Origin of the sequence: Streptomyces sp. NBC_00459 (assembly GCF_036013955.1) — a bacterium.
In the GTDB taxonomy this organism is placed as follows: domain Bacteria; phylum Actinomycetota; class Actinomycetes; order Streptomycetales; family Streptomycetaceae; genus Streptomyces.
In genome coordinates this window covers 2,037,931-2,057,991 of record NZ_CP107903.1, presented here as the reverse complement: position 1 = coordinate 2,057,991, position 20,061 = coordinate 2,037,931, and the positions used below count along the sequence as shown (strand labels likewise).

Below are 20,061 nucleotides of genomic sequence, written 5' to 3'. Positions count from 1 at the left end.
TCCCCGGTTACGTCACACGGCCGGTCGCGTCACACGCCGGCGGGCTCGGTGTCCGGCGACTTCTGCGCCTCCAGCGCCGCCGCCTCGGCCTCCACACGGTCCCGGCGTTCCCGGCGCACGAGGATCACCCAGCCCAGCGGGACGCCCGCGGCGAACAGCCACCACTGGATGGCGTAGGCGTAGTTCAGCGCGGCGTTCTCATTGCCCGGCCTGCCGAGCAGCTCAGGGGTGTCGCCCTTCGGTTCGGGCGTCGTCAGCACGATGTAGCCGCCGAGCACCTCGGCGCCCAGCCGCCGGGCCTCCTGCTCGCTGTTGATCAGCATGACCTGCCGGTCCGGCAGCCCCTTGAGGTCCTTGATGCCGCTCGCCGCGGTCGTCTCGGCGGGCATCAGCCGCCCGGTGACGGTGATCTCGCCCTTCGGGGGCGCCGGGATCGTGGGGAACGCGGTCTGGCTCGGACCGTCGGAGGGGATCCAGCCCCGGTTGACCAGCAGGATCCTGCCGTCGTCGAGGACGAAGGGGGTCAGGACGTGGTAGCCGACCTCGTCGTCGGAGTTGGTGCGGCGGCGGACGACGACCTCGTCGTCGGTGTCGAAGCGACCCTTCGCGCTGACGGTGTGGTACCGCTCGTCGGTGGTGACGGTGTGTCCGGGGGAGGTCAGCTTCTCCACGGGCACCGGCTGGGCGGAGAGCGCGTCGGCGACCAGCTGGTTGCGGGCGGTGCGCTCTTCGTAGCGGTGCATCTGCCAGATGCCCAGCCTGATCATCGTGGGGATGAGGAGGAGGGCGACCAGCGTGAGGATCACCCACTGCCGGGACAAGAGGAAGCGGTACACCCCACTGACGGTACAACTCGTCCGTGGGGTGCATTCAGGCGGGTACGGACTCGGTCGCGGCCCCTCCCGGGACCCCGCGGTCCTTCTCAGACCCTGTCGACGATCCCCACCCTCCCCTCCGCGCGTGCGCAGTGCGCCCCGCAGTACCAGTGCCCCTCGGCCTCGACGCCCTGTCCGATGATCTGGACCCGGCAGTGCTCGCAGATGGGCGCCATACGGTGGATCGCGCAGGCGAAGCAGTCGAAGACGTGCACCGACCCCTGCGCGTGCACCTCGAAGGTCATCCCGTAGTTGTTCCCGCAGACTTCACAACTGGCCATGCGCCACAGGGTGGGCCGTCGGTGGCGCCCGAGCGAGACGGCGCCGGGCGAGTCGGGCGCCAATCACCCGTCCGTACGGTCGTCACGGTCACCCGCCTGCCGCGGGCTCCACGTCCCGCAGCAGCTGCCCGAAGGCCGCCTCGTCGACGACCGGAGTGCCGAACTGCCGGGCCTTGACCACCTTCGAGGTCATGGAGTCGGGGTCGTTGGTGACGAGCAGGCTGGTCAGCCGGGACAGGCTCGTCGCGACATGGAGCCCCGCCTCGACGGCCCGGTCCTCCAGCAGGTCGCGCTCGACCGAGGTGTCCCCGGAGAACGCCACCCGCATGCCCTGCCTGAGCGGCTTGCCGTCCTCGTACCGCCCCGGGTTGGGGTACGGACACGCGGGCCGCTTGCGGGACGGCCGCCAACTGGTCGGCTGGTAGCCGCCGGAGCCCCCGTAACCACCGGAGGCCTGCCGTCCGATCTGCGGCCGGGTGGCGCCGGTCGCCGGCGCCGACCACTCCGTCAGCGCCCGGCACTCCAGCAGCGGCAGCCTTACGCCGCCCCGGGCCGCCGCGTGCAGACTGGGCCGGAACGTCTCGGCGAGCACGCGCGCGTCGTCCAGCGCGTGGTGGGCCCGCTGCTGGACGACCCCGTAGTGCGCGGCCAGCGTCTCCAGTTTGTGGTTGGGCAGCGGCAGTCCCAGCTCCTTGGACAGTGCGATGGTGCACAGCCGCTGCCGCACCGGCGCCTCGCGTTCCGCGCGCGCGTACTCCCGGGCGATCATCGACCAGTCGAAGACGGCGTTGTGCGCGACGAGCACGCGGTCGGCGAGCCGGGACGCGAACTCCTCGGCGATGTCCACGAAAAGCGGGGACCCCTCCAGGGCGTCGCTCGTCAGCCCGTGGATCCACACCGGTCCCGGATCGCGCTCCGGGTTGACCGTGGTGTACCAGTGGTCCTCGACCTCACCGCGCGCGTCGAGCCGGTAGACGGCTGCGGAGATTATCCGGTCGTCCCGGGACAGACCGGTCGTCTCGACGTCAACGACCGCGTATCCCTGGGGATATGCGGCCGGCCATGGGGCGGGGGACGGCGTGGGCGTCAGGTCTTCGAGCATGGTCCCAGAGAATACGGGCCTCGACTGACAGTCCGTCGCGCACCCGTTGGTGGAGACCACCAACAAGCAAGCGCGTACTGCACTGAATACTTGTCAGTAACAACGTCTATGCGCCACCTGGCAGCCGTCCTAACGTGCAGTCATGCCCAACCTTCCCGACGTCGTGGCCTGGTCGATACCCGCCTTCGTGCTGCTCACCGTCATCGAGATGATCAGTGTCCGGATCCACCCCGAAGAGGACGCCGTCGGGTACGAGGCCAAGGACGCCGCGACCAGTGTCGGTATGGGACTCGGCAGCCTGGCCTTCGACTTCCTCTGGAAGATCCCGATCGTCGCCGTCTACACGGCGGTCCACGAACTCACCCCGCTGCGCGTCCCCGTCCTGTGGTGGACCGTCCCGCTGATGCTGCTGGCGCAGGACTTCTTCTACTACTGGTCCCACCGGGGCCACCACGTCGTCCGCATCCTCTGGGCCTGCCATGTCGTCCACCACTCCAGCCGCAGCTTCAACCTGACGACAGCCCTGCGCCAGCCCTGGACCACGCTCACCGTCTGGCCGTTCTACGTCCCCCTCATCGCCCTCGGTGTGCACCCGGCCGCGCTCGCCTTCTGCTCCTCCGCGAACCTCGTGTACCAGTTCTGGATCCACACCGAGCGGATCGACCGCATGCCCCGGTGGTTCGAGTACGTCCTCAACACGCCGTCCCACCACCGCGTCCACCACGCCTCCCAAGGCGGCTACCTGGACCGCAACTTCGGCGGCATCCTCATCGTCTGGGACCGGCTCTTCGGCTCGTTCGTCGCCGAGACCGAACGGCCCGTCTACGGGTTGACGAAGAACATCAACACGTTCAACCCGGTCAAGGTCGCCACCCATGAGTACGTCGCGATCGTCAAGGACATCAAGGCGGCCGACAGTTGGCGTGAGCGCGCCGGGCGGGTGTTCCGGGGGCCCGGCTGGCAGCCCGCGCACCTGTGCCAGGAGCAGCCGGCCGAAGAGAGCGTCGTCGCCTCGTGAGGCCCGCCCGGGTTCTCCTCGCCGCCTTCGCCCTCACCGCGGCCGTCGACCTGATCGCCCTCGCGGCCGGCTCCGACACCGGGCACGCCCTCGCCAAACCCCTTCTGATGCCCCTCCTCGCCGCCCACGCCCACTTCCACGGCGCCCCTCGTCTTCTCCCTGCCGCCCTCCTCCTCGGCTGGGCCGGCGACGTCCTGCTCCTCTCCGACGCCGACCCGGCGTTCCTGGCGGGCATGGCCTCCTTCGCGGCCGGTCACGTCTGCTACCTCGCCCTCTTCAGGAGGTACGGCAACGAGGACCGCGCCCCGAACGGCCTTCCGCGCGCGCGTCCCGCACGCATCATGCTCGCGGGGGCCTACGCCCTGGCCCTGGCCGGCACTCTTGCCGTCCTCTGGCCCGGCCTCCCCGCCGAACTCCGCGTCCCCGTCGCCGGTTACAGCCTTCTGCTGACCGCGATGGCCTACCGGGCCACCGCACTCGGGTTCCTCGCCGGCGTGGGCGGCGCGCTCTTCCTGGTCTCCGACACCCTCATCGCGACCGGTGTCGCGGACCTGCCCCGGCTGCCCCGGCCCGACTTCTGGATCATGCTCACCTACCTCGCGGCCCAGTGGCTCCTGACCAAAGGCGTACTCGCGGCGGCGAGAACCGCGACGCGCCCACCCGTCACGTCCAGCGGATCGGCACCGGCAGCGCGGTGAGCAGCCCCGAGACGGCGACCACCAGTCCCAGCGCGACGACCTCCGCGCGCGCGGGGGAGTACGCGGCCAGCGGGTCGGCCGCCCGGCTCAACCGCAGCCGCGCCCACAGGGCGAGGACGGCGACGGCGGCCACGACGATCACCTTGGCGAGCAGCGTGCGGCCGTACGCCGTCGACGTCAGCTGGTCCAGGACGGTGTCCGGCGGCATCCGGCGCAGCGTGCTCCAGATGCCCGTTGCGGTGATCAGAGCGAGCAGAACGGCCGCCACGCGCGCGTAGAGGCCCAGCAGCGCCACGCGCGCCTCCGGAGCCGTCCCCCAGAGGCGCAACGTCCGCAGCACGTACATCAGTCCGCCCACCCACAGTGCCGCGCACATGAGGTGGACGAAGGTCAGCGCCGAGCCGGTCAGCGGATCGAGTTCCGGCGCGGGATGGGCCCGCAGCGCCTCCGCCACGGCCACCGCCGTCAACGGCCAGATCTGCGTCACCGGGCGGGCCGAGAGCGCGCACAGGCCCGCCGCGGCCATCCCGTTGACCTCCAGCAGCGCGAGCTTGCCGTCCCGGGACTCGTACAGGCCGCCCACGTCGATCGCGGCCAGGCTGTGCGGTACGAGGTTGCCGGTCGACACCACCGAGGCCAGCCCCAGCGCGGCGACGAAACCGACCCCGGCCGCGTACGGCGCCCAACTCCGGGCCCGCTCCGGCGGCGCCCCGGGCAACCCGCGGGCCAGCCTCCGTACGAACAACTCGCCCATCGGAACGCACAGTGCGGCGAACAACACCGTCCGCAGCAGCCCGATCCCGCCCACGCCCGGCGCGGCGGCCTCCCCGGTGCCTTCCAGGGCCAGGGACGGGCCGAGCAGCGGTATCAGCGCGGCCGACGCCACCAGCACGAGGACGGCGACGGCCCGTCCGACACCGGGGCGTCCGTTGTCAGGGCGCCCGGCGCCGGGCGTTCTCACGGGCCCGCTCTCGTCGGACGTCCCGTCTGTCGGTCGTATCAAGCCCACCCCAAGATCCTCACCAGCCGTAGGCACGCCTTCGGCCACCCGGCGACTCGCCCGGGCGCCCCTCCCCAAGGGCGCACGCTGTGTCTGTCCAAATATCTCAATACACCCAGTGCGGTCGATCCGTACCCCAAACCCCGGGAGGCCTCGCCCAGTCGACCGGCCCGCCCGTGAAGGAGACCGGCGACAGCGCGTACCGCAGCCGCCCCAGGGCGCTGTCCCGTTCGGCGAGCCACGGCTCCGGCCCGTCGTACGCGTCGTACGCGGAGTCGTCCACCGGGGCCTCCCGCCCACGCTCCGCGCCGCTCAGCAACCACTCCGCCGTCCGGGCCAGCGCCAGCCGCACGAACCGGCTGCCACCCTCCCGTACCTGGTCGCTGAGCGCCCGCAGCACCCCCGCCGCCAGCAGATAGCCCGTGCCGTGATCGAGCGCCTGCGCGGGCAGCGCACCCGGCTCCGTCACCGACCCCTCGATCGCCGCGATGCCCGTGGCGGCCTGCACCAGGCTGTCGAAGCCCCGCCGCTCACCCCAGGGCCCGTAGGCGCCCCACGCGGACAACTGCGCCACGACCACCCCCGGCCCGCGCTCGGCCAGCGCCTCCGGCGACAGCCCGAACCGGTCCAGGGTGCCGGGCCGGTACCCGGTGACGACGACGTCGGCACCGGCGAGGAGTTCCTCGAAGGCGCGCCGGTCGGCCGCCAGGTCCAGCACCGCCGAACGCTTCCCGAAGCCCGTGTCGGTGTGCTGGTCCGGGAGTTCGGGCAGTTGCGGGGCGTCCACGCGCAGGACGTCCGCGCCGAGCAGGGCGAGGGTGCGGGTGGCGACGGGGCCCGCGATGACCCGGGTCAGGTCCAGGACCCGGATTCCGGCGGCGGGCAGCAGGGGGCCGGTGCCGATCGGCGTGAGCACGCGCGCGGGTGCCGAGTCGAGCCGCCCGCGCTCGACCAGGGGGCGCGCGGCCACCGTCGCGCCCTGCTCGTGCGCGGCCCACTCCTCGGCCGTACGCAGGGCGACGGCGAGACCGCCGGCCGCGTACACGGTCTCCTCGGCCTCCGCGGAGGAGCGTTCGGCGAACGCGGCGGCGACGGACGCGGGGTCCTCGGACGCGCCCAGGGCCGTGAGGAGGCGGGCCCGGTGGTGCGGGTAGTTGGCGTGCGTGCGCACCCAGCCGTCCGCCGTCCGCCAGAAGCGCGACAGCGGCGCGAAGGAGACCGGAGCGCGTCCGTCGACCAGCAGATGCCGCTCGCTGACGAGGGCCGTGGCGAGCGCGCCGTCGTCCACGCGGACCCCGGGCACCTCCGGCAGCCCGGCCCGGAGGGCGCCCAGTTCCGCGGCGGCCAGCGCGCAGGATCCGACACAGGCCCGCGCCGACTCCCGTACCGGAAGCCGTGACGCGAGCACCCCGGTGCGTACGACGGTCGAGACCCGGGCGGTGAGCGCGGGATCGCCGCCCAGTGCGGCCCAGGTGTACTCCGTGCTCAACACAGTCATACGGCCATGATGCCGTGTGTACTGGATCAATATATGTACTCGATCAATACGGCGGGCCGGACGGCTCAATGCCGCCCGGCCCGCCGAAGAGGATCAATAGCGAAGTGGACCGGTACCGATACCGGTACCGAAGAGACCTACTTCGTCACCGCGTCCAGTGCGTCCGCGACGCCGTGACCGTAGAACCCGTTGTAGTTCTTCGGCCCCTCGCACACCGCGTCGACCTTGCCGTCACCGTTGATGTCGTACGGGTCCGTGCACGGCGTGGCGTCCGCCTCGGCGTACAGGAGCGCCTTCACCAGGGCGGCCGACGCGTGCGGGTGCGTCGACTTGATCAGGGCAGCCACGCCCGCGACATGCGGGGACGCCATCGACGTACCGGCCATGTAGCCCCAGGTGCCGCCGGGCAGCGGGCCGAGGATCAGGCCGCTGGTGGCCGGCGGGGCCGGGGTCTGGAAGCGGGTCGAGTCGCCGCCCGGGGCCGCGATGTCGATGACGCCCAGGCCGTGGTTGGAGAAGGACGACTTGATGCCCTTGGCGCCGGTCGAGGCGACCGTCACCACGCCCGGGAGCTGGGTCGGGATGTCGTAGCACTTGGACGGGTCGATGACCCGGTCCGAGGGCGTCGCGTCGTTGGGGGAGACCGGGTCGGTGATCTCGTCGGCCGCGAGGTCGTAGTTCTCGTTGCCGGCCGCCGCGACATTGACGACACCCTTGTGCTCCGCGTACTGCGTGGCGCGCGTGATGGCGTCGACCAGGGCCTTCTGGTCCGGGTCGTTCTTGCAGTTGAAGTACCAGGGGTCCGTGTAATAGCTGTTGTTCGTGACGTCGACGCCGTGCTCGGCCGCCCACACGAAGCCGCAGACGACGGCCTCCGTGTAGAAGTAGCCGGCCGTGGTCGACACCTTGATGCCGGACACCCTCACGCCCGGCGCGACACCCGTGACGCCGACGCCGTTCTTGGCGGCGGCGATCTCACCGGCCACGTGCGTGCCGTGCGGGCTCTCGCCCGCGGTCGGCCGCCAGGCCCCGTCGGTCGTGTCGGGCTTGCCCGTCACACAGTTGACTGAGGCGGCGCGGTCGAAGTTGGGCGCGATGTCGGGGTGGGTGTCGTCGACACCGGTGTCGATCACGGCGACGGTGACCTTGCGGCTGCCGAGCGTCTTCTCGTGCGCCTTGTCCGCCTTGATGGCGGGCAGGTCCCACTGCAACGGCTCCAGCGGGTCCTGGGCCGCGGTGGCGTCGGCGGTGGCGCTCGCGACCTCCGCCGGGGAGAGCACCTTCGGGGCGCCCTCGTCGGTGGTCGACTGCGCGGGCAGCGGCGCGTTGCGCGTGTTGCCGGCCGACTGGACGCCGGGCACCTTGCGGACGACCTTGGCGAAGTCGGGGTTCGCCGAGTGGACGACGACCACGCCTATCCGGTCGTACGAGGTCACGATCGTGCCGCCGGCCTTGGCGATGGCCTTCTTCACGTACTGGGAAGGGCCGAAGCCGGGGAACACGTTGACGACATAGCTGAGCGAGGTCGCGTCGGCCGCGTCGGCGGACGGGGCGGCGTCGGCCGCGACGGCCTGGATGTTCGGCAGGAAGGCGAACGCCGACGCCATGACCATCCCGACCGGGATCGCCACGGCACGACGGGAGCGCGAGTGAGGCGCTGTCATAGAGGGTCTCCAGTTCCTTCGTTCGTGGGACGTGCGGACCGTGCGGGAACTCGGAAAGGCGTGCGGGTCACTTGACCGCGCGCAGCGCGTCGACGATCCCGAACCCGAAGAATCCGTTGACCCGTTTGCCGCCCTCGCACACCGCCTCCGGCGTGCCGTCACCGTCCTGGTCGTACGACGCGGGGCAGCCCGGGTTGTTCGCCTGGACCTTGAGCAGCGTCTGGAGCTGGGCCGGGGTCGCCTTCGGGTGCTTCGACTTCAGCAGCGCGGCGACGCCCGCGGCGTGCGGCGAGGCCATCGAGGTGCCCTGCAGGAAGGCGTACTCGCCGTTCGGCATGGTGGACAGGATGCGGCCGTTCTTCGACGGCGTGTCCGGTATCTGGTACTTGCGGTCGCCGCCCGGGGCCGCGATGTCGATGACGCCGTTGCCGTACGTGGAGTAGTACGACTTGACGTTGTCGACGCCCGTGGCGCTCACCGTGACGACACCCGGGAGCTGCGTCGGTACGTCGAAGCACTCGTGCGGGTCGATCGTGCGGGTGACCGCCGTCGAGTCGTCGGGGCTGGTGTCGTCGACGATCGCGTCGGAGTCCAGGTCGTGGCTGGAGTTGCCCGCCGACGCCAGGTTGAGGGTGCCCTTCTTCGTCGCGTACAGCTGCGCCCTGTTGACCGCGTCGACGATGGCCCGCTGGTCGGGGTCGTCCAGGCAGTTGTACAGCCAGGGATCGACGTAGTAGCTGTTGTTCGTGATCTCGACGCCGTGGTCGGCGGCGAACACGAAGGCGCACACGACGCTCTCCGGGTAGAAGAGCCCGTTGTTCGGGTCGCTCACCTTGATGCCGGAGACCTTCACGCCGGGCGCGACACCGGCCACGCCGATGCCGTTGCGGGCGGCGGCGATCTCACCGGCCACATGGGTGCCGTGGTAGTCCTCGGCGGTGTACGGGCGCCACGCGCCGGCGCTGGTGTCCGCGACACCGCCCACGCAGTTCGCCGACTGGGCCGCGGAGAAGTTCGGGGCGAGGTCGGGGTGGGTGTCGTCGACGCCGGTGTCGATCACGGCGACGGTGACCCTGCGACTGCCCGGGTTGATCTTGGCGGCCTTGTCGGCGCCGATCGACCGCAGGTCCCACTGGTCGGCTTCGAGGGGCTCGCTCTCGGGGGTCCTGGCCGACACGGCCTCGACCTTGGCTGCCTCCGCGGCCGTCAGATAGTCCGCCGCACCCTCGTCGGTCGTCCCGGCGGCGACCAGCGGCGTGGTCCGGGTGGCACCCGCGGACCTCACACCGCGCACCGCGCGGATCTCCGCCCCGAAGGAGGGGTTCGCGGAGTGGACGACGATCACACCGATCTTGCCGTACGTGACCACGACGGTGCCGCCGGCCTTGGAGATCGCCTTCGTCACCGCCCCGATCGTGTGACGGTCGGTGCTCTTGGTGTTGACGACATACGCGAGGTTCGGACCGTCCGCCGCCCGGGCGGCAAGGGCGGCCGGTTCGGCGGCCGACGCGGCCACGGGCAGGAAGCCGAGGGAGGCGGTCAGGGACAGCACGACCGGCACCGCGAGAGCGAGCCGACGTCTGGAGCGCAGATGAGCCATGGGTTCTCCACATCATCCGGAAACGAGGCTCGCCCGGACAAGGATGGTTGCCGGGCAAGCGCGTAGCAGGGACGGACAACAGTTGCGTACACGCGAAAAGGCAGGCACGGGCGCGAGGCCCGTACCTCCGAATTTGCAGGTACATGACGGGTGGTACAGGGCGAAGCTATCCCGCATCGCCGCTGGCCAGCAATGACTTCCGGAGACCAGTTCGGAAAGAACCGCGGCGAGTTGAACCGCTCCTCGCGTGGCGCCGTGACCTTGGGCAGGGAGCACGAGGACCATCGGGCCCCTGTCGGATCACGCGTGGGGGCCCTACCATCGCGAGCCGACCCCCTGTGATCCAGATCACCGCGAGGTCAGAGAAGAGTCATGTCCGTACCCAGTCCGACCCCGTCCCCGAACGACCACGCACCCCCGTCCACCGCCGTGACGGCACCCGCAACGCGAGGAGACTCCGTGGCTACCGACGCACCGCCCCCCTCGAAGACAGAGCGCCACTTCCCCTCCACGGAGGAGTTCGTCGAGGTCCAGCAGAGCGCTGAGTTCGGTGAACTGCGCCGTGCCCACCGCTCCTTCGCCTTCCCGCTGACCGTCGGCTTCATCGCCTGGTACCTGCTGTACGTCCTGCTGTCGAACTACGCGGGCGGCTTCATGGGCACCAAGCTCGTCGGCCACATCAACGTCGCCTTCGTGCTGGGCATCGCCCAGTTCGTCACCACGTTCCTCATCGCCTGGTGGTACGCGCGGTACTCCTCCGCGAACCTCGACCCGAAGGGTGAGGCGATCAAGTCCCGGATGGAGGGCGGCGCATGAGCCCCGTACAGCAGAGTGTTCTCGCCGCGGGCGAGGCCGGCGAGCATCGGCCACTGATCATCTCCCTGTTCGCGGTGTTCGTCGTCGCGACCCTCTTCATCACCGTCTGGGCGGGCCGCCAGACCAAGAGCGCCGCCGACTTCTACGCCGGTGGGCGTCAGTTCAGCGCCTTCCAGAACGGCCTCGCGGTCTCCGGCGACTACATGTCCGCCGCGTCCTTCCTCGGCATCGCGGGCGCCATCGCCCTCTTCGGGTACGACGGCTTCCTGTACTCCATCGGCTTCCTCGTCGCCTGGCTGGTCGCCCTGCTCCTGGTGGCCGAGCCCCTGCGCAACTCGGGCCGCTACACCATGGGTGACGTCCTCGCGTACCGCATGCGCCAGCGCCCGGTCCGAACCGCCGCCGGCACGTCGACGATCGTCGTCTCGATCTTCTACCTGCTGGCCCAGATGGCCGGTGCGGGCGTCCTCGTCTCGCTCCTCCTCGGCATCACCTCCGACGCGGGCAAGGTCGCCATCGTCGCCCTCGTCGGCGTCCTGATGATCGTGTACGTCTCCATCGGCGGTATGAAGGGCACCACCTGGGTCCAGATGGTCAAGGCCGTGCTGCTCATCAGCGGCACGATCCTCATTACGTTCCTGGTGCTGCTGAAGTTCAACTTCAACATCTCCGATCTGCTCGGCACCGCCGCCGAACGCAGCGGCAAGGGCGATGCCTTCCTGGAGCCCGGCCTCCAGTACGGCGCCAGCGGCACCACCAAGCTGGACTTCATCTCCCTGGGCATCGCCCTGGTCCTCGGCACCGCAGGTCTGCCGCACATCCTGATCCGCTTCTACACGGTGCCCACGGCCAAGGCCGCCCGGAAGTCCGTGAACTGGGCGATCGGCATCATCGGCGGCTTCTACCTGATGACGATCGCGCTCGGCTTCGGCGCCGCCGCACTGATCGACCAGAAAGAGATCACCGACTCCAACCCGTCGGGCAACACGGCCGCGCCACTGCTCGCCCTGCACATCGGCGGCGTCGACTCCGCCTGGGGCGCGGTACTGCTCGCGACGATCTCGGCGGTCGCCTTCGCGACGATCCTCGCCGTCGTCGCCGGTCTCACGCTGGCCTCGTCGTCGTCCTTCGCGCACGACATCTACGCCAACGTCATCCGCAAGGGGCAGGCCACCGAGAAGGAGGAGATGAAGGCGGCCCGCTGGTCCACCGTCTTCATCGGCATCGTCTCCATCGCCCTGGGCGCCCTCGCCCGCGACCTCAACGTGGCCGGCCTGGTCGCACTGGCGTTCGCGGTCGCCGCGTCCGCCAACCTGCCCACGATCCTCTACAGCCTGTTCTGGAAGAGGTTCACCACCCAGGGCGCCCTGTGGTCGATCTACGGCGGCCTGATCGTGGCGGTCGGCCTGGTGCTGTTCTCACCGGTCGTCTCCGGCGACCCGAAGGCGATGTTCCCGGACGTCGACTTCCACTGGTTCCCGCTGAAGAACCCCGGCATCATCTCCATCCCGTTCGGCTTCCTCATGGGCTGGCTCGGCACGGTCCTCTCCAAGGAGGAGCCCGACACCGGCAAGTACGCGGAGCTGGAGGTGCGGTCACTCACGGGCACCGGAGCGCACTAGGCGTTCGTCAGCCGGTTCGCCGGCAAGGCATCGCGCGGGGCCGTCGTAGGGATCTACGGCGGCCCCGCGCCGCATCCTGTGGCATCGGGCAGGCCTCGTTGTCGGTGGGGTCACGTAGGCTCGCAGGTGCAGGAGAAACTTTTACCCACGTGATCCGCTACGAGGGAGGGGGCCCACGTGCTCATCGACACCTACGGCCGAGTCGCCACCGATCTGCGCGTCTCCCTGACCGACCGCTGCAACCTGCGGTGCACGTACTGCATGCCCGAGGAGGGCCTGCAGTGGCTGGCCAAGCCGGACCTGCTCACGGACGACGAGATCGTCCGCCTCATAGACATAGCCGTCCGCATCCTGGGCATCGAAGAGGTCCGCTTCACCGGCGGCGAGCCGCTGCTGCGCCCGGGCCTGGTAGGCATCGTGGAGCGGGTGGCCGCCCTGGCCCCGCGCCCCCAGATGTCCCTGACGACGAACGGCATCGGCCTGGGCCGCACGGCGACCGCCCTGAAGGCGGCGGGCCTGGACCGCGTCAACGTCTCCCTGGACACCCTCCGCCCGGACGTCTTCAGGACCCTCACCCGGCGCGACCGCCACAAGGACGTCATCGCGGGCCTGGAAGCCGCCCGCGAGGCCGGCCTGACCCCCGTCAAGGTCAACGCGGTGCTGATGCCGGGCTTCAACGAGGACGAGGCCCCGGACCTCCTCGCCTGGGCGGTCGACCACGACTACGAACTGCGCTTCATCGAGCAGATGCCCCTGGACGCCCAGCACGGCTGGAAGCGCGAGGGCATGGTCACCGCCGGTGACATCCTCACCTCGCTGCGCACCCGCTTCGAGCTGACGGAGGAGGGCACCGACGAACGCGGTTCGGCCCCCGCCGAGCGCTGGCTGGTCGACGGCGGCCCGCACCGAGTCGGCGTCATCGCCTCCGTCACCCGCCCGTTCTGCGCCGCCTGCGACCGCACCCGTCTGACGGCCGACGGCCAGATCCGCAACTGCCTCTTCGCCCGCGAGGAGACGGACCTCCGCGCGGCCCTCCGCTCCGGCGCCCCGGACGAGGAGATCGCCCGCATCTGGCGCGAGGCGATGTGGGGCAAGAAGGCGGGCGCGGGCCTCGACGACCCGACCTTCATCCAGCCGGACAGGCCGATGTCGGCGATCGGGGGCTGAACCGGGCTGAACCGGCCTGGAGCGGGCTCAGCTGTCCGGAGACTCCCACGCCTCCAACCGCACCACGTCCTTCAGGAACCCCCGCACCCCCAGGAACTGCGACAAGTGCTCGCGATGCTCCTCGCACGCCAGCCACGTCTTCCGTCGCTCGGGCGTGTGCAGTTTCGGGTTGTTCCAGGCGAGCACCCACTCCGCGTCCGCCCGGCATGCCTTGGCGGAACAGATGGGGGAATCAGGGTCGGAGCCGATCATCTGCTGACCCTAACCCGGCGGAAACAGGGCTCAAAAAGGCGACGCCGAGCAGCCACGGGGGGAGCTGCCCGGCGTCGGTCTGTCGCTCCGACGGGGGATGCGGAGCGCGTACGAAGTATGTCATGGGTAACCGTCCGACCGGCACCGGAACTTCATGATTGATCTGAGCTTTTCTTGAGCTTGGCAACGCTGTTCGGACTGACTTTTGGTCAGGAATGCTCGTGCCGATTACCCCGCATACCGGCCCCCTGATCGCCCCCGGCGTCTTCCGCTGCGGATTCCGCGAAGCCCTCTTCCGACCGCGGCGGCGTGATCATCGGCCGCACCGGAACCGTCACGAACGTCGACGGAAGTCCAGGCGCGTTCTCGCGGCCCGCGTTGGCGATCACCACGGAGATGTAGGGCAGAACCATGCCGAGTACCAGCGCCACGAACGCGACGTGCCGTTCGACGTTCCAGAGCACCGCCGCGAGGACCACGGCCACCGTCCGCACGGACATGGAGATGACGTACCGACGCTGTCTGGCACGGACATCGTCCGCGAGCCCCTGCCGGGCCCCGGTGATCCGGAAGACCTGGGCGCCACCGCTGTTGCTCCGCTTCCGCATCACGTTCCACCATCCACCCGAATCGGACACGCCCCGGCCCGTACCCTGCGTCGAACCCGGTCGGGGAACCAGGCCCGGACCACTTCCACGTTACGCCGCGCCTGCGTCGCCTACGAGACCGGGGCACCTTCCGCGAGGGTGACCCGGCTGCGCCGTACCGCGTACCGGGGTCCCCGACATGCGCCGTAGCGCGAACGGCCCGACACTGGGCGTAATGCTCACGTAGAGCCGTACGAGGAGGCATCCATGGGCTGGTTGTGGGCGATCATCGTGGGATTCGTGCTGGGTCTGCTGGCCAAGGCGATCATTCCGGGCAAGCAACACAGCCCGCTCTGGCTGACGACCATCTTCGGCATCATCGGTGCCGTCATCGGCAACGCGATCGCACGAGGTCTCGGCATCGACGAGACGAGTGGCATCGACTGGGGCCGGCACGCGCTCCAACTCGCGGCGGCCGTCGTGATCGTGTTCCTGGGCGACATGGCGTACTCGATGATGCGCGGCAAGAGACAGCGGGCCTGACGGTACGTGTGAAGGGGGCGGCCCTGTCGATCGGGCCGCCCCCTTCACACGTGCTCGGACACCTACGGCCCGGTCAGCCGGTGACCTCCACCGCCGCGAGGTTCTTCTTGCCCCGGCGCAGTACCAGCCACCGCCCGTGCAGCAGGTCCTCCTTCGCGGGAACCGCGTCCTCGGCGGTGACCTTCGCGTTGTTCACGTAGGCGCCGCCCTCCTTCACCGTGCGCCGCGCGGCCGACTTGCTGGCCACCAGTCCGACCTCGGCGAACAGGTCGATGACCGGCCCCGCCTCGGCGACCTGGATGTGCGGCACCTCGGAGAGGGCCGCGCCCAGCGTCCGCTCGTCCAGCTCACCCAGCTCGCCCTGGCCGAAAAGGGCCTTGGACGCGGCGATCACGGCGGCGGTCTGCTCGGCGCCGTGCACCAGCCTCGTCAGCTCCTCGGCGAGCGCGCGCTGCGCGGCCCGCGCCTGCGGACGCTCGGCGGTCTGCGCCTCCAGCGCCTCCAGCTCCTCCGGAGACTGGAAGGACAGGATGCGCATGTACGTCGAGATGTCCCGGTCGTCCACGTTCAGCCAGAACTGGTAGAACGCGTACGGCGTCGTCATCTCCGGGTCGAGCCAGATGGCGCCGCCCTCGGACTTGCCGAACTTGGTGCCGTCCGCCTTGACCATCAGCGGCGTCGCCACACAGTGCGCCTCGGCGTCGGGCTCCAGGCGGTGGATCAGGTCGAGGCCTGCCGTGAGGTTGCCCCACTGGTCGCTGCCGCCCTGCTGGAGCGTGCAGCCGTACCTCCGGTACAGCTCCAGGAAGTCCATGCCCTGGAGGAGCTGGTAGCTGAACTCCGTGTAGCTGATGCCTTCCTGGGACTCCAGCCGCCGGGCGACCGAGTCCTTCGTCAGCATCTTGTTGACGCGGAAGTGCTTGCCGATGTCCCGGAGGAACTCGATGGCCGACAGACCGGCCGTCCAGTCCAGGTTGTTCACCATCACCGCGGCGTTCTCGCCCTCGAAGGACAGGAACGGCTCGATCTGGGCGCGGAGCCGGTTCACCCAGTTCGCGACCGTCTCCGGGTCGTTCAGCGTGCGCTCCGCGGTGGGACGCGGATCGCCGATCTGACCGGTCGCCCCGCCGACCAGGGCCAGCGGACGCAGGCCCGCCTGCTGGAGGCGGCGCATGGTGAGCACCTGCACCAGGTGACCGACGTGCAGACTGGCCGCGGTCGGGTCGAAACCGCAATAGAACGTGACGGGACCGTCCGCGAGCGCCTTGCGCAAAGCGTCCTCGTCAGTGGACAGGGCGAACAGCCCCCGCCACTTCAGCTCGTCGACGATGTCCGTCACGGTTCTCGTATCTCCTTGTGGATGGTCTTCGTACAGTCAGTTGTACGGCAGTCGAGTGACTACCGGCTACGAGGTTATACGCCCTGACTGACAGAGCTCATATTGAAGTCCGGCACCCGCAGAGCCGGCATCGCGGCCCTGGTGAACCAGTCGCTCCACTCCCGGGGCAGCGTCTTCTCCGTACGCCCGGCCTCGACGGCCCGCCCGAGCAGGTTCACCGGCGACTCGTTGAACCTGAAGTTGTTGACCTCCCCGCCGACCTCGCCGTTCTCGATGAGATACACCCCGTCGCGGGTCAGGCCGGTCAGCAGCAGGGTCGCCGGGTCGACCTCGCGGATGTACCAGAGGCAGGTCAGCAGCAGCCCGCGCTCGGTGTTCGCGACCATCTCCTCCAGGGACTTGTCCTCGCCCCCGTCCAGGACGATGTTGCCGATCGCCGGGGACACGGGCAGGCCGGTCAGCCCGGCGGTGTGCCGGGAGGTGATCAGCCGGTTCAGTTCGCCCTCGCGGATCCACTCCGTGGCGCTCAGCGGCAGCCCGTTGTCGAACACCGACTGGTCGTCGCCGGAGGAGTGGGCGAGCAGGAAGGGGGAGGCCTCCAGGCCCGGCTCGTTCGGGTCGCTGCGCAGCGTCAGCGGCAGCTCGGTGAGCCTCTCGCCGATGCGTGTCCCGCCGCCCGGCTTGGAGAACACCGTGCGCCCCTCGGCGGCGTCCCGCGCGGACGCCGACCACATCTGGTAGATCAGCAGGTCGGCGACGGCGGTCGGCGGCAGCAGCGTCTCGTACCGCCCGGCGGGCAGTTCGATCCGCCGCTCCGCCCAGCCGAGACGTACGGCCAGTTCGGCGTCGAGGGCGGCCGGATCGACGTCCTTGAAGTCCCGCGTCGACCGCCCGGCCCACGCCGAACGCGTACGGTCCGGGGACTTGGCGTTCAGCTCCAGCGTCCCGTTGGGCTGGTCATGACGCAGGCGCAGCCCCGTCGACGTACCCACATAGCTCGACACCAGTTCGTGGTTGGCGAAGCCGTACAGCTCCCGGCCGCCCGCACGCGCGCGTGCGAACGCCTCGCCGAGCGCCGGCGCGAAGTCGGCGAACACCGCGGACGAGGTCTCGGCGGGCGCGTCCGTGAAGTCCGGGGACTCCGGTACACCCCCGACCAGCGCCTGGGCGTCCTCCGCGGGCCCGGCACCGCGCGCGGCGGCCTCGGCGGCCCGTACCAGCGGCTCCAGTTCGTCGGCGGTGACGGCAGCGCGGGAGACGACGCCGGAGGCCGTGCCCTGCTTGCCGGCGACGGTGGCGACGACCGTGAGCGTGCGCCCGCGGGTGACCCCGTTGGTGGTGAGGGCGTTGCCCGCCCAGCGCAGGTTGGCGGTCGACTCCTCGTCGGCGATGACGACACACCCGTCGGCCCGGGACAGTTCGAGGGCCCGCTCGACGATCTCGTGCGGCTTGATCAAACGGGCGCTCATCGACCGGCCTCCTGCGTGGTGTTCAGAATGTTGACGCCCTTGAAGAGGGCCGACGGGCATCCGTGGGACACGGCCGCGACCTGTCCCGGCTGGGCCTTGCCGCAGTTGAAGGCACCACCCAGGACATACGTCTGCGGACCGCCGACGGCTGCCATGGAGCCCCAGAAGTCGGTGGTCGTCGCCTGGTAGGCCACGTCCCGCAGCTGCCCGGTGATCCGCCCGTTCTCGATCTTGAAGAACCGCTGCCCGGTGAACTGGAAGTTGTAGCGCTGCATGTCGATGGACCAGGACCGGTCCCCGACGACGTAGATCCCGCGGTCGACCCCGCCGATGAGATCCTCGGTCGCAAGGCCGCCCGGATCCGGCTGCAACGACACGTTGGCCATCCGCTGCACGGGCACATGCCCGGGCGAGTCGGCGTACGCGCACCCGTTGGACCGCTCGAACCCGGTCAGCTTCGCGATCCGCCGGTCCAGCTGGTACCCCACGAGGGTGCCGCCCTTGACCAGGTCCCACGACTGGCCGGCGACGCCCTCGTCGTCGTAGCCGATGGTCGCCAGACCGTGTTCGGCGGTGCGGTCGCCGGTCACGTTCATCAGCTCGGAGCCGTACCTGAGCTTGCCGAGCTGGTCGAAGGTGGCGAAGGACGTGCCCGCGTACGCCGCCTCGTAGCCGAGGGCCCGGTCCAGCTCGGTGGCGTGGCCGATGGACTCGTGGATGGTCAGCCACAGGTTGGACGGGTCGACGACCAGGTCGTACAGCCCGGCCTCGACGCTCGGCGCCCGCATCTTCTCGGCGAGCAGCTCAGGGATCTGTTCGAGTTCGGAATCCCAGTCCCAGCCCCGCCCCGTGAGGTACTCCCAGCCGCGCCCGACGGGCGGCGCGATGGTCCGCATCGAGTCGAACTCGCCGCTCGACTCGTCGACCGAGACAGCGGTGAACTGCGGGTGCAGCCGCACCCGCTGCTGGGTGGTGACGGTCCCCGCGGTGTCGGCGTAGAACTTGTTCTCGTGCACCGTGAGCAGCGAGGCGTCGACGTGGTTGACCCCGTTCGCCGCGAGCAGCCGCGCGCTCCACTCGGCCAGCAGGCCCGCCTTCTCCTCGTCGGGCACGGTGAACGGATCGATCTCGTAGGACGAGACCCACGTCCTGTCGGCGTGCACCGGCTCGTCGGCCAGCTCCACGCGCTCGTCGGACCCCGCAGCCTTGATCACCTGGGCGGAGAGCTTCGCCATGGCCACGGCCTGCGAGGCGACCTTCGCGGCGGCGTCCATGCTGAGGTCCACGCCCGACGCGAACCCCCAGGTTCCGCCGTGCACCACCCGCACCGCGTACCCCAGGTCCGTGGTGTCCGACGATCCCGACGGCTTGGCGTCCCGCAGCCGCCAGGACGCGCTGCGCACCCGCTCGAAGCGGAAGTCCGCGTGGTCGGCACCCAGCGCACGCGCGCGTGCCAGGGCGGCATCGGCGAGGGCCCGCAAGGGCAACGCGAGGAACGACGGATCGATTTCATGGGCCACGAGGGGCCTCCCCTTGTCACCGTTGGCGAGATGAGTATGTCCCGCAGTGAATCATGCAGAACCGACACCCCGGCTTCCACCGGATTCACGCCCCGAACCGTGCCCGTCCCTTGCTCGCGGCGCCGCCCGGCGGACCCTTCTGCGGGCACGCCGACTGTAGAGACCCGACAGGACCAGGGGTGAGCCACTGTCGGTGCCCGATTGTCCGCGGGCCTGGACGGCCCGATAGGTTTTCGGAGAAGAAGCCTGTCAACCCGGGTGTTCGGACAGGTCCTGAACCGCTACCGAAAGGGTGATCCGTTGAGCCGCTCGGTTCTCGTCACCGGAGGCAACCGGGGCATCGGCCTCGCCATCGCCCGCGCGTTCGCCGATGCCGGCGACAAGGTCGCCATCACATACCGTTCCGGTGAGCCACCGGCAGGCTTCCTCGCCGTCAAGTGCGACATCACCGACACCGAGCAGGTGGAGCAGGCCTACAAGGAGATCGAGGCCGAGCACGGCCCGGTCGAGGTCCTCGTCGCCAACGCCGGTGTCACCAAGGACCAGCTCCTGATGCGCATGTCCGAGGACGACTTCACGTCCGTCCTCGACACCAACCTCACCGGCACCTTCCGCGTCGTCAAGCGGGCCAACCGCGGGATGCTGCGCGCCAAGAAGGGCCGCGTCGTCCTGATCTCGTCGGTCGTCGGGCTGTACGGCTCGCCGGGGCAGGCGAACTACGCCGCCTCCAAGGCCGGCCTGGTCGGGTTCGCCCGCTCCCTCGCCCGTGAGCTGGGCTCGCGCAACATCACCTTCAACGTGGTCGCACCCGGCTTCGTCGACACCGACATGACCAAGGTCCTCACCGACGAGCAGCGCGCGGGCATCGTCGCCCAGGTGCCGCTCGGCCGGTACGCGCAGCCGGAGGAGATCGCCGCAACGGTGCGGTTCCTCGCCTCGGACGACGCCTCGTACATCACTGGAGCCGTCATCCCCGTTGACGGCGGACTGGGAATGGGTCACTGATCACC

The 20,061-nt window shown here is 70.1% G+C and carries 19 protein-coding genes; 7 read left to right on the top strand and 12 right to left on the bottom strand.

The window, feature by feature from the left end:
* Nucleotides 1-29 precede the first annotated feature (29 nt).
* The 3 genes from OHN74_RS08920 to OHN74_RS08910 form a co-directional block, all read right to left on the bottom strand.
* A complete protein-coding gene (locus tag OHN74_RS08920; RefSeq protein WP_327693981.1) occupies nt 30-836 on the bottom strand; it encodes an SURF1 family cytochrome oxidase biogenesis protein in 807 nt (268 codons plus the stop codon).
* A gap of 86 nt (nt 837-922) precedes the next feature.
* Nucleotides 923-1,156 carry a hypothetical protein gene (locus OHN74_RS08915; RefSeq protein ID WP_327693980.1) on the bottom strand — a complete coding sequence of 78 codons (234 nt, stop codon included), beginning with the start codon at nt 1,154-1,156 and terminating at the stop codon, nt 923-925.
* An 88-nt stretch (nt 1,157-1,244) separates the two neighbouring features.
* A complete protein-coding gene (locus tag OHN74_RS08910; protein ID WP_327693979.1) occupies nt 1,245-2,258 on the bottom strand; it encodes a DEDDh family exonuclease in 1,014 nt (337 codons plus the stop codon).
* A gap of 142 nt (nt 2,259-2,400) precedes the next feature.
* Between OHN74_RS08910 and OHN74_RS08905 the strand changes: the two genes are divergently transcribed.
* Nucleotides 2,401-3,276, top strand: coding sequence for a sterol desaturase family protein (locus OHN74_RS08905; RefSeq protein ID WP_327693978.1), 876 nt, complete (start codon nt 2,401-2,403; stop codon nt 3,274-3,276).
* Nucleotides 3,273-3,974 (top strand): lysoplasmalogenase, encoded by a 702-nt coding sequence (locus OHN74_RS08900; RefSeq protein WP_327693977.1) that lies wholly within the window; start codon nt 3,273-3,275, stop codon nt 3,972-3,974. Before OHN74_RS08905 ends, OHN74_RS08900 begins: the two co-directional genes overlap by 4 nt.
* Here OHN74_RS08900 and OHN74_RS08895 read toward each other — a convergent pair.
* The 4 genes from OHN74_RS08895 to OHN74_RS08880 all read right to left on the bottom strand — a co-directional run bounded on the left by OHN74_RS08895 (nt 3,940) and on the right by OHN74_RS08880 (nt 9,736).
* Complete coding sequence (locus tag OHN74_RS08895; protein WP_443060357.1) at nt 3,940-4,983, bottom strand: CopD family protein; 1,044 nt, start codon at nt 4,981-4,983, stop codon at nt 3,940-3,942. The two genes, OHN74_RS08900 and OHN74_RS08895, sit on opposite strands and share 35 nt — an antisense overlap.
* 97 nt (nt 4,984-5,080) lie before the next feature.
* Nucleotides 5,081-6,472, bottom strand: a complete 1,392-nt coding sequence (locus OHN74_RS08890) for a CoA transferase (RefSeq protein WP_327693975.1) — start codon at nt 6,470-6,472, stop codon at nt 5,081-5,083.
* A 137-nt stretch (nt 6,473-6,609) separates the two neighbouring features.
* Nucleotides 6,610-8,136, bottom strand: a complete 1,527-nt coding sequence (locus OHN74_RS08885) for a S8 family peptidase (RefSeq protein WP_327693974.1) — start codon at nt 8,134-8,136, stop codon at nt 6,610-6,612.
* Nucleotides 8,137-8,203: 67 nt separating this feature from the next.
* Nucleotides 8,204-9,736 (bottom strand): S8 family peptidase, encoded by a 1,533-nt coding sequence (locus tag OHN74_RS08880; RefSeq protein ID WP_327693973.1) that lies wholly within the window; start codon nt 9,734-9,736, stop codon nt 8,204-8,206.
* A 459-nt stretch (nt 9,737-10,195) separates the two neighbouring features.
* Here OHN74_RS08880 and OHN74_RS08875 point away from each other — a divergent pair, with 459 nt between their 5' ends.
* From OHN74_RS08875 to moaA, 3 genes are all read left to right on the top strand, one after another.
* A complete protein-coding gene (locus OHN74_RS08875; RefSeq protein WP_327693972.1) occupies nt 10,196-10,552 on the top strand; it encodes a DUF485 domain-containing protein in 357 nt (118 codons plus the stop codon).
* The gene (locus OHN74_RS08870) at nt 10,549-12,174 is read left to right on the top strand and encodes a solute symporter family protein (protein ID WP_327693971.1); all 1,626 of its coding nucleotides are present in this window, start codon (nt 10,549-10,551) and stop codon (nt 12,172-12,174) included. Before OHN74_RS08875 ends, OHN74_RS08870 begins: the two co-directional genes overlap by 4 nt.
* 177 nt (nt 12,175-12,351) lie before the next feature.
* The gene (gene moaA, locus OHN74_RS08865; RefSeq protein ID WP_327693970.1) at nt 12,352-13,341 is read left to right on the top strand and encodes a GTP 3',8-cyclase MoaA; all 990 of its coding nucleotides are present in this window, start codon (nt 12,352-12,354) and stop codon (nt 13,339-13,341) included.
* Nucleotides 13,342-13,368: 27 nt separating this feature from the next.
* Here the strand turns inward: moaA and OHN74_RS08860 are convergent, their stop codons facing one another.
* Both OHN74_RS08860 and OHN74_RS08855 read right to left on the bottom strand, forming a co-directional pair.
* Complete coding sequence (locus OHN74_RS08860; protein ID WP_327693969.1) at nt 13,369-13,593, bottom strand: hypothetical protein; 225 nt, start codon at nt 13,591-13,593, stop codon at nt 13,369-13,371.
* 209 nt (nt 13,594-13,802) lie between these two features.
* Nucleotides 13,803-14,201 carry a DUF3099 domain-containing protein gene (locus OHN74_RS08855; RefSeq protein ID WP_327693968.1) on the bottom strand — a complete coding sequence of 133 codons (399 nt, stop codon included), beginning with the start codon at nt 14,199-14,201 and terminating at the stop codon, nt 13,803-13,805.
* A 246-nt stretch (nt 14,202-14,447) separates the two neighbouring features.
* Between OHN74_RS08855 and OHN74_RS08850 the strand changes: the two genes are divergently transcribed.
* A complete protein-coding gene (locus OHN74_RS08850) occupies nt 14,448-14,723 on the top strand; it encodes a GlsB/YeaQ/YmgE family stress response membrane protein (protein ID WP_164412995.1) in 276 nt (91 codons plus the stop codon).
* 73 nt (nt 14,724-14,796) lie between these two features.
* On the opposite strand, the gene tyrS is transcribed toward OHN74_RS08850, so the two are convergent.
* From tyrS to OHN74_RS08835, 3 genes are all read right to left on the bottom strand, one after another.
* Nucleotides 14,797-16,062, bottom strand: coding sequence for a tyrosine--tRNA ligase (tyrS, locus tag OHN74_RS08845; protein ID WP_327693967.1), 1,266 nt, complete (start codon nt 16,060-16,062; stop codon nt 14,797-14,799).
* A gap of 74 nt (nt 16,063-16,136) precedes the next feature.
* A complete protein-coding gene (locus tag OHN74_RS08840; protein WP_327693966.1) occupies nt 16,137-17,531 on the bottom strand; it encodes a metallopeptidase TldD-related protein in 1,395 nt (464 codons plus the stop codon).
* Nucleotides 17,528-19,051, bottom strand: a complete 1,524-nt coding sequence (locus OHN74_RS08835; protein WP_327693965.1) for a TldD/PmbA family protein — start codon at nt 19,049-19,051, stop codon at nt 17,528-17,530. The genes OHN74_RS08840 and OHN74_RS08835 overlap by 4 nt, the downstream gene beginning before the upstream one ends.
* A gap of 300 nt (nt 19,052-19,351) precedes the next feature.
* On the opposite strand from OHN74_RS08835, the gene fabG reads away from it, so the two are divergent.
* The gene (gene fabG, locus OHN74_RS08830; RefSeq protein WP_327693964.1) at nt 19,352-20,056 is read left to right on the top strand and encodes a 3-oxoacyl-[acyl-carrier-protein] reductase; all 705 of its coding nucleotides are present in this window, start codon (nt 19,352-19,354) and stop codon (nt 20,054-20,056) included.
* The last annotated feature ends 5 nt before the right edge of the window (nt 20,057-20,061 follow it).

Bases quoted from the DNA above. Each gene is read 5' to 3' on its own strand.
- OHN74_RS08915 (WP_327693980.1), bottom strand. From the start codon at position 1,156: ATGGCCAGTTGTGAAGTCTGCGGGAACAACTACGGGATGACCTTCGAG.
- OHN74_RS08860 (WP_327693969.1), bottom strand. From the start codon at position 13,593: ATGATCGGCTCCGACCCTGATTCCCCCATCTGTTCCGCCAAGGCATGC.
- OHN74_RS08840 (WP_327693966.1), bottom strand. From the start codon at position 17,531: ATGAGCGCCCGTTTGATCAAGCCGCACGAGATCGTCGAGCGGGCCCTC.
- OHN74_RS08850 (WP_164412995.1), top strand. From the start codon at position 14,448: ATGGGCTGGTTGTGGGCGATCATCGTGGGATTCGTGCTGGGTCTGCTG.
- OHN74_RS08910 (WP_327693979.1), bottom strand. From the start codon at position 2,258: ATGCTCGAAGACCTGACGCCCACGCCGTCCCCCGCCCCATGGCCGGCC.
- OHN74_RS08855 (WP_327693968.1), bottom strand. From the start codon at position 14,201: ATGCGGAAGCGGAGCAACAGCGGTGGCGCCCAGGTCTTCCGGATCACC.
- OHN74_RS08870 (WP_327693971.1), top strand. From the start codon at position 10,549: ATGAGCCCCGTACAGCAGAGTGTTCTCGCCGCGGGCGAGGCCGGCGAG.
- OHN74_RS08885 (WP_327693974.1), bottom strand. From the start codon at position 8,136: ATGACAGCGCCTCACTCGCGCTCCCGTCGTGCCGTGGCGATCCCGGTC.
- OHN74_RS08880 (WP_327693973.1), bottom strand. From the start codon at position 9,736: ATGGCTCATCTGCGCTCCAGACGTCGGCTCGCTCTCGCGGTGCCGGTC.
- OHN74_RS08905 (WP_327693978.1), top strand. From the start codon at position 2,401: ATGCCCAACCTTCCCGACGTCGTGGCCTGGTCGATACCCGCCTTCGTG.
- OHN74_RS08890 (WP_327693975.1), bottom strand. From the start codon at position 6,472: ATGACTGTGTTGAGCACGGAGTACACCTGGGCCGCACTGGGCGGCGAT.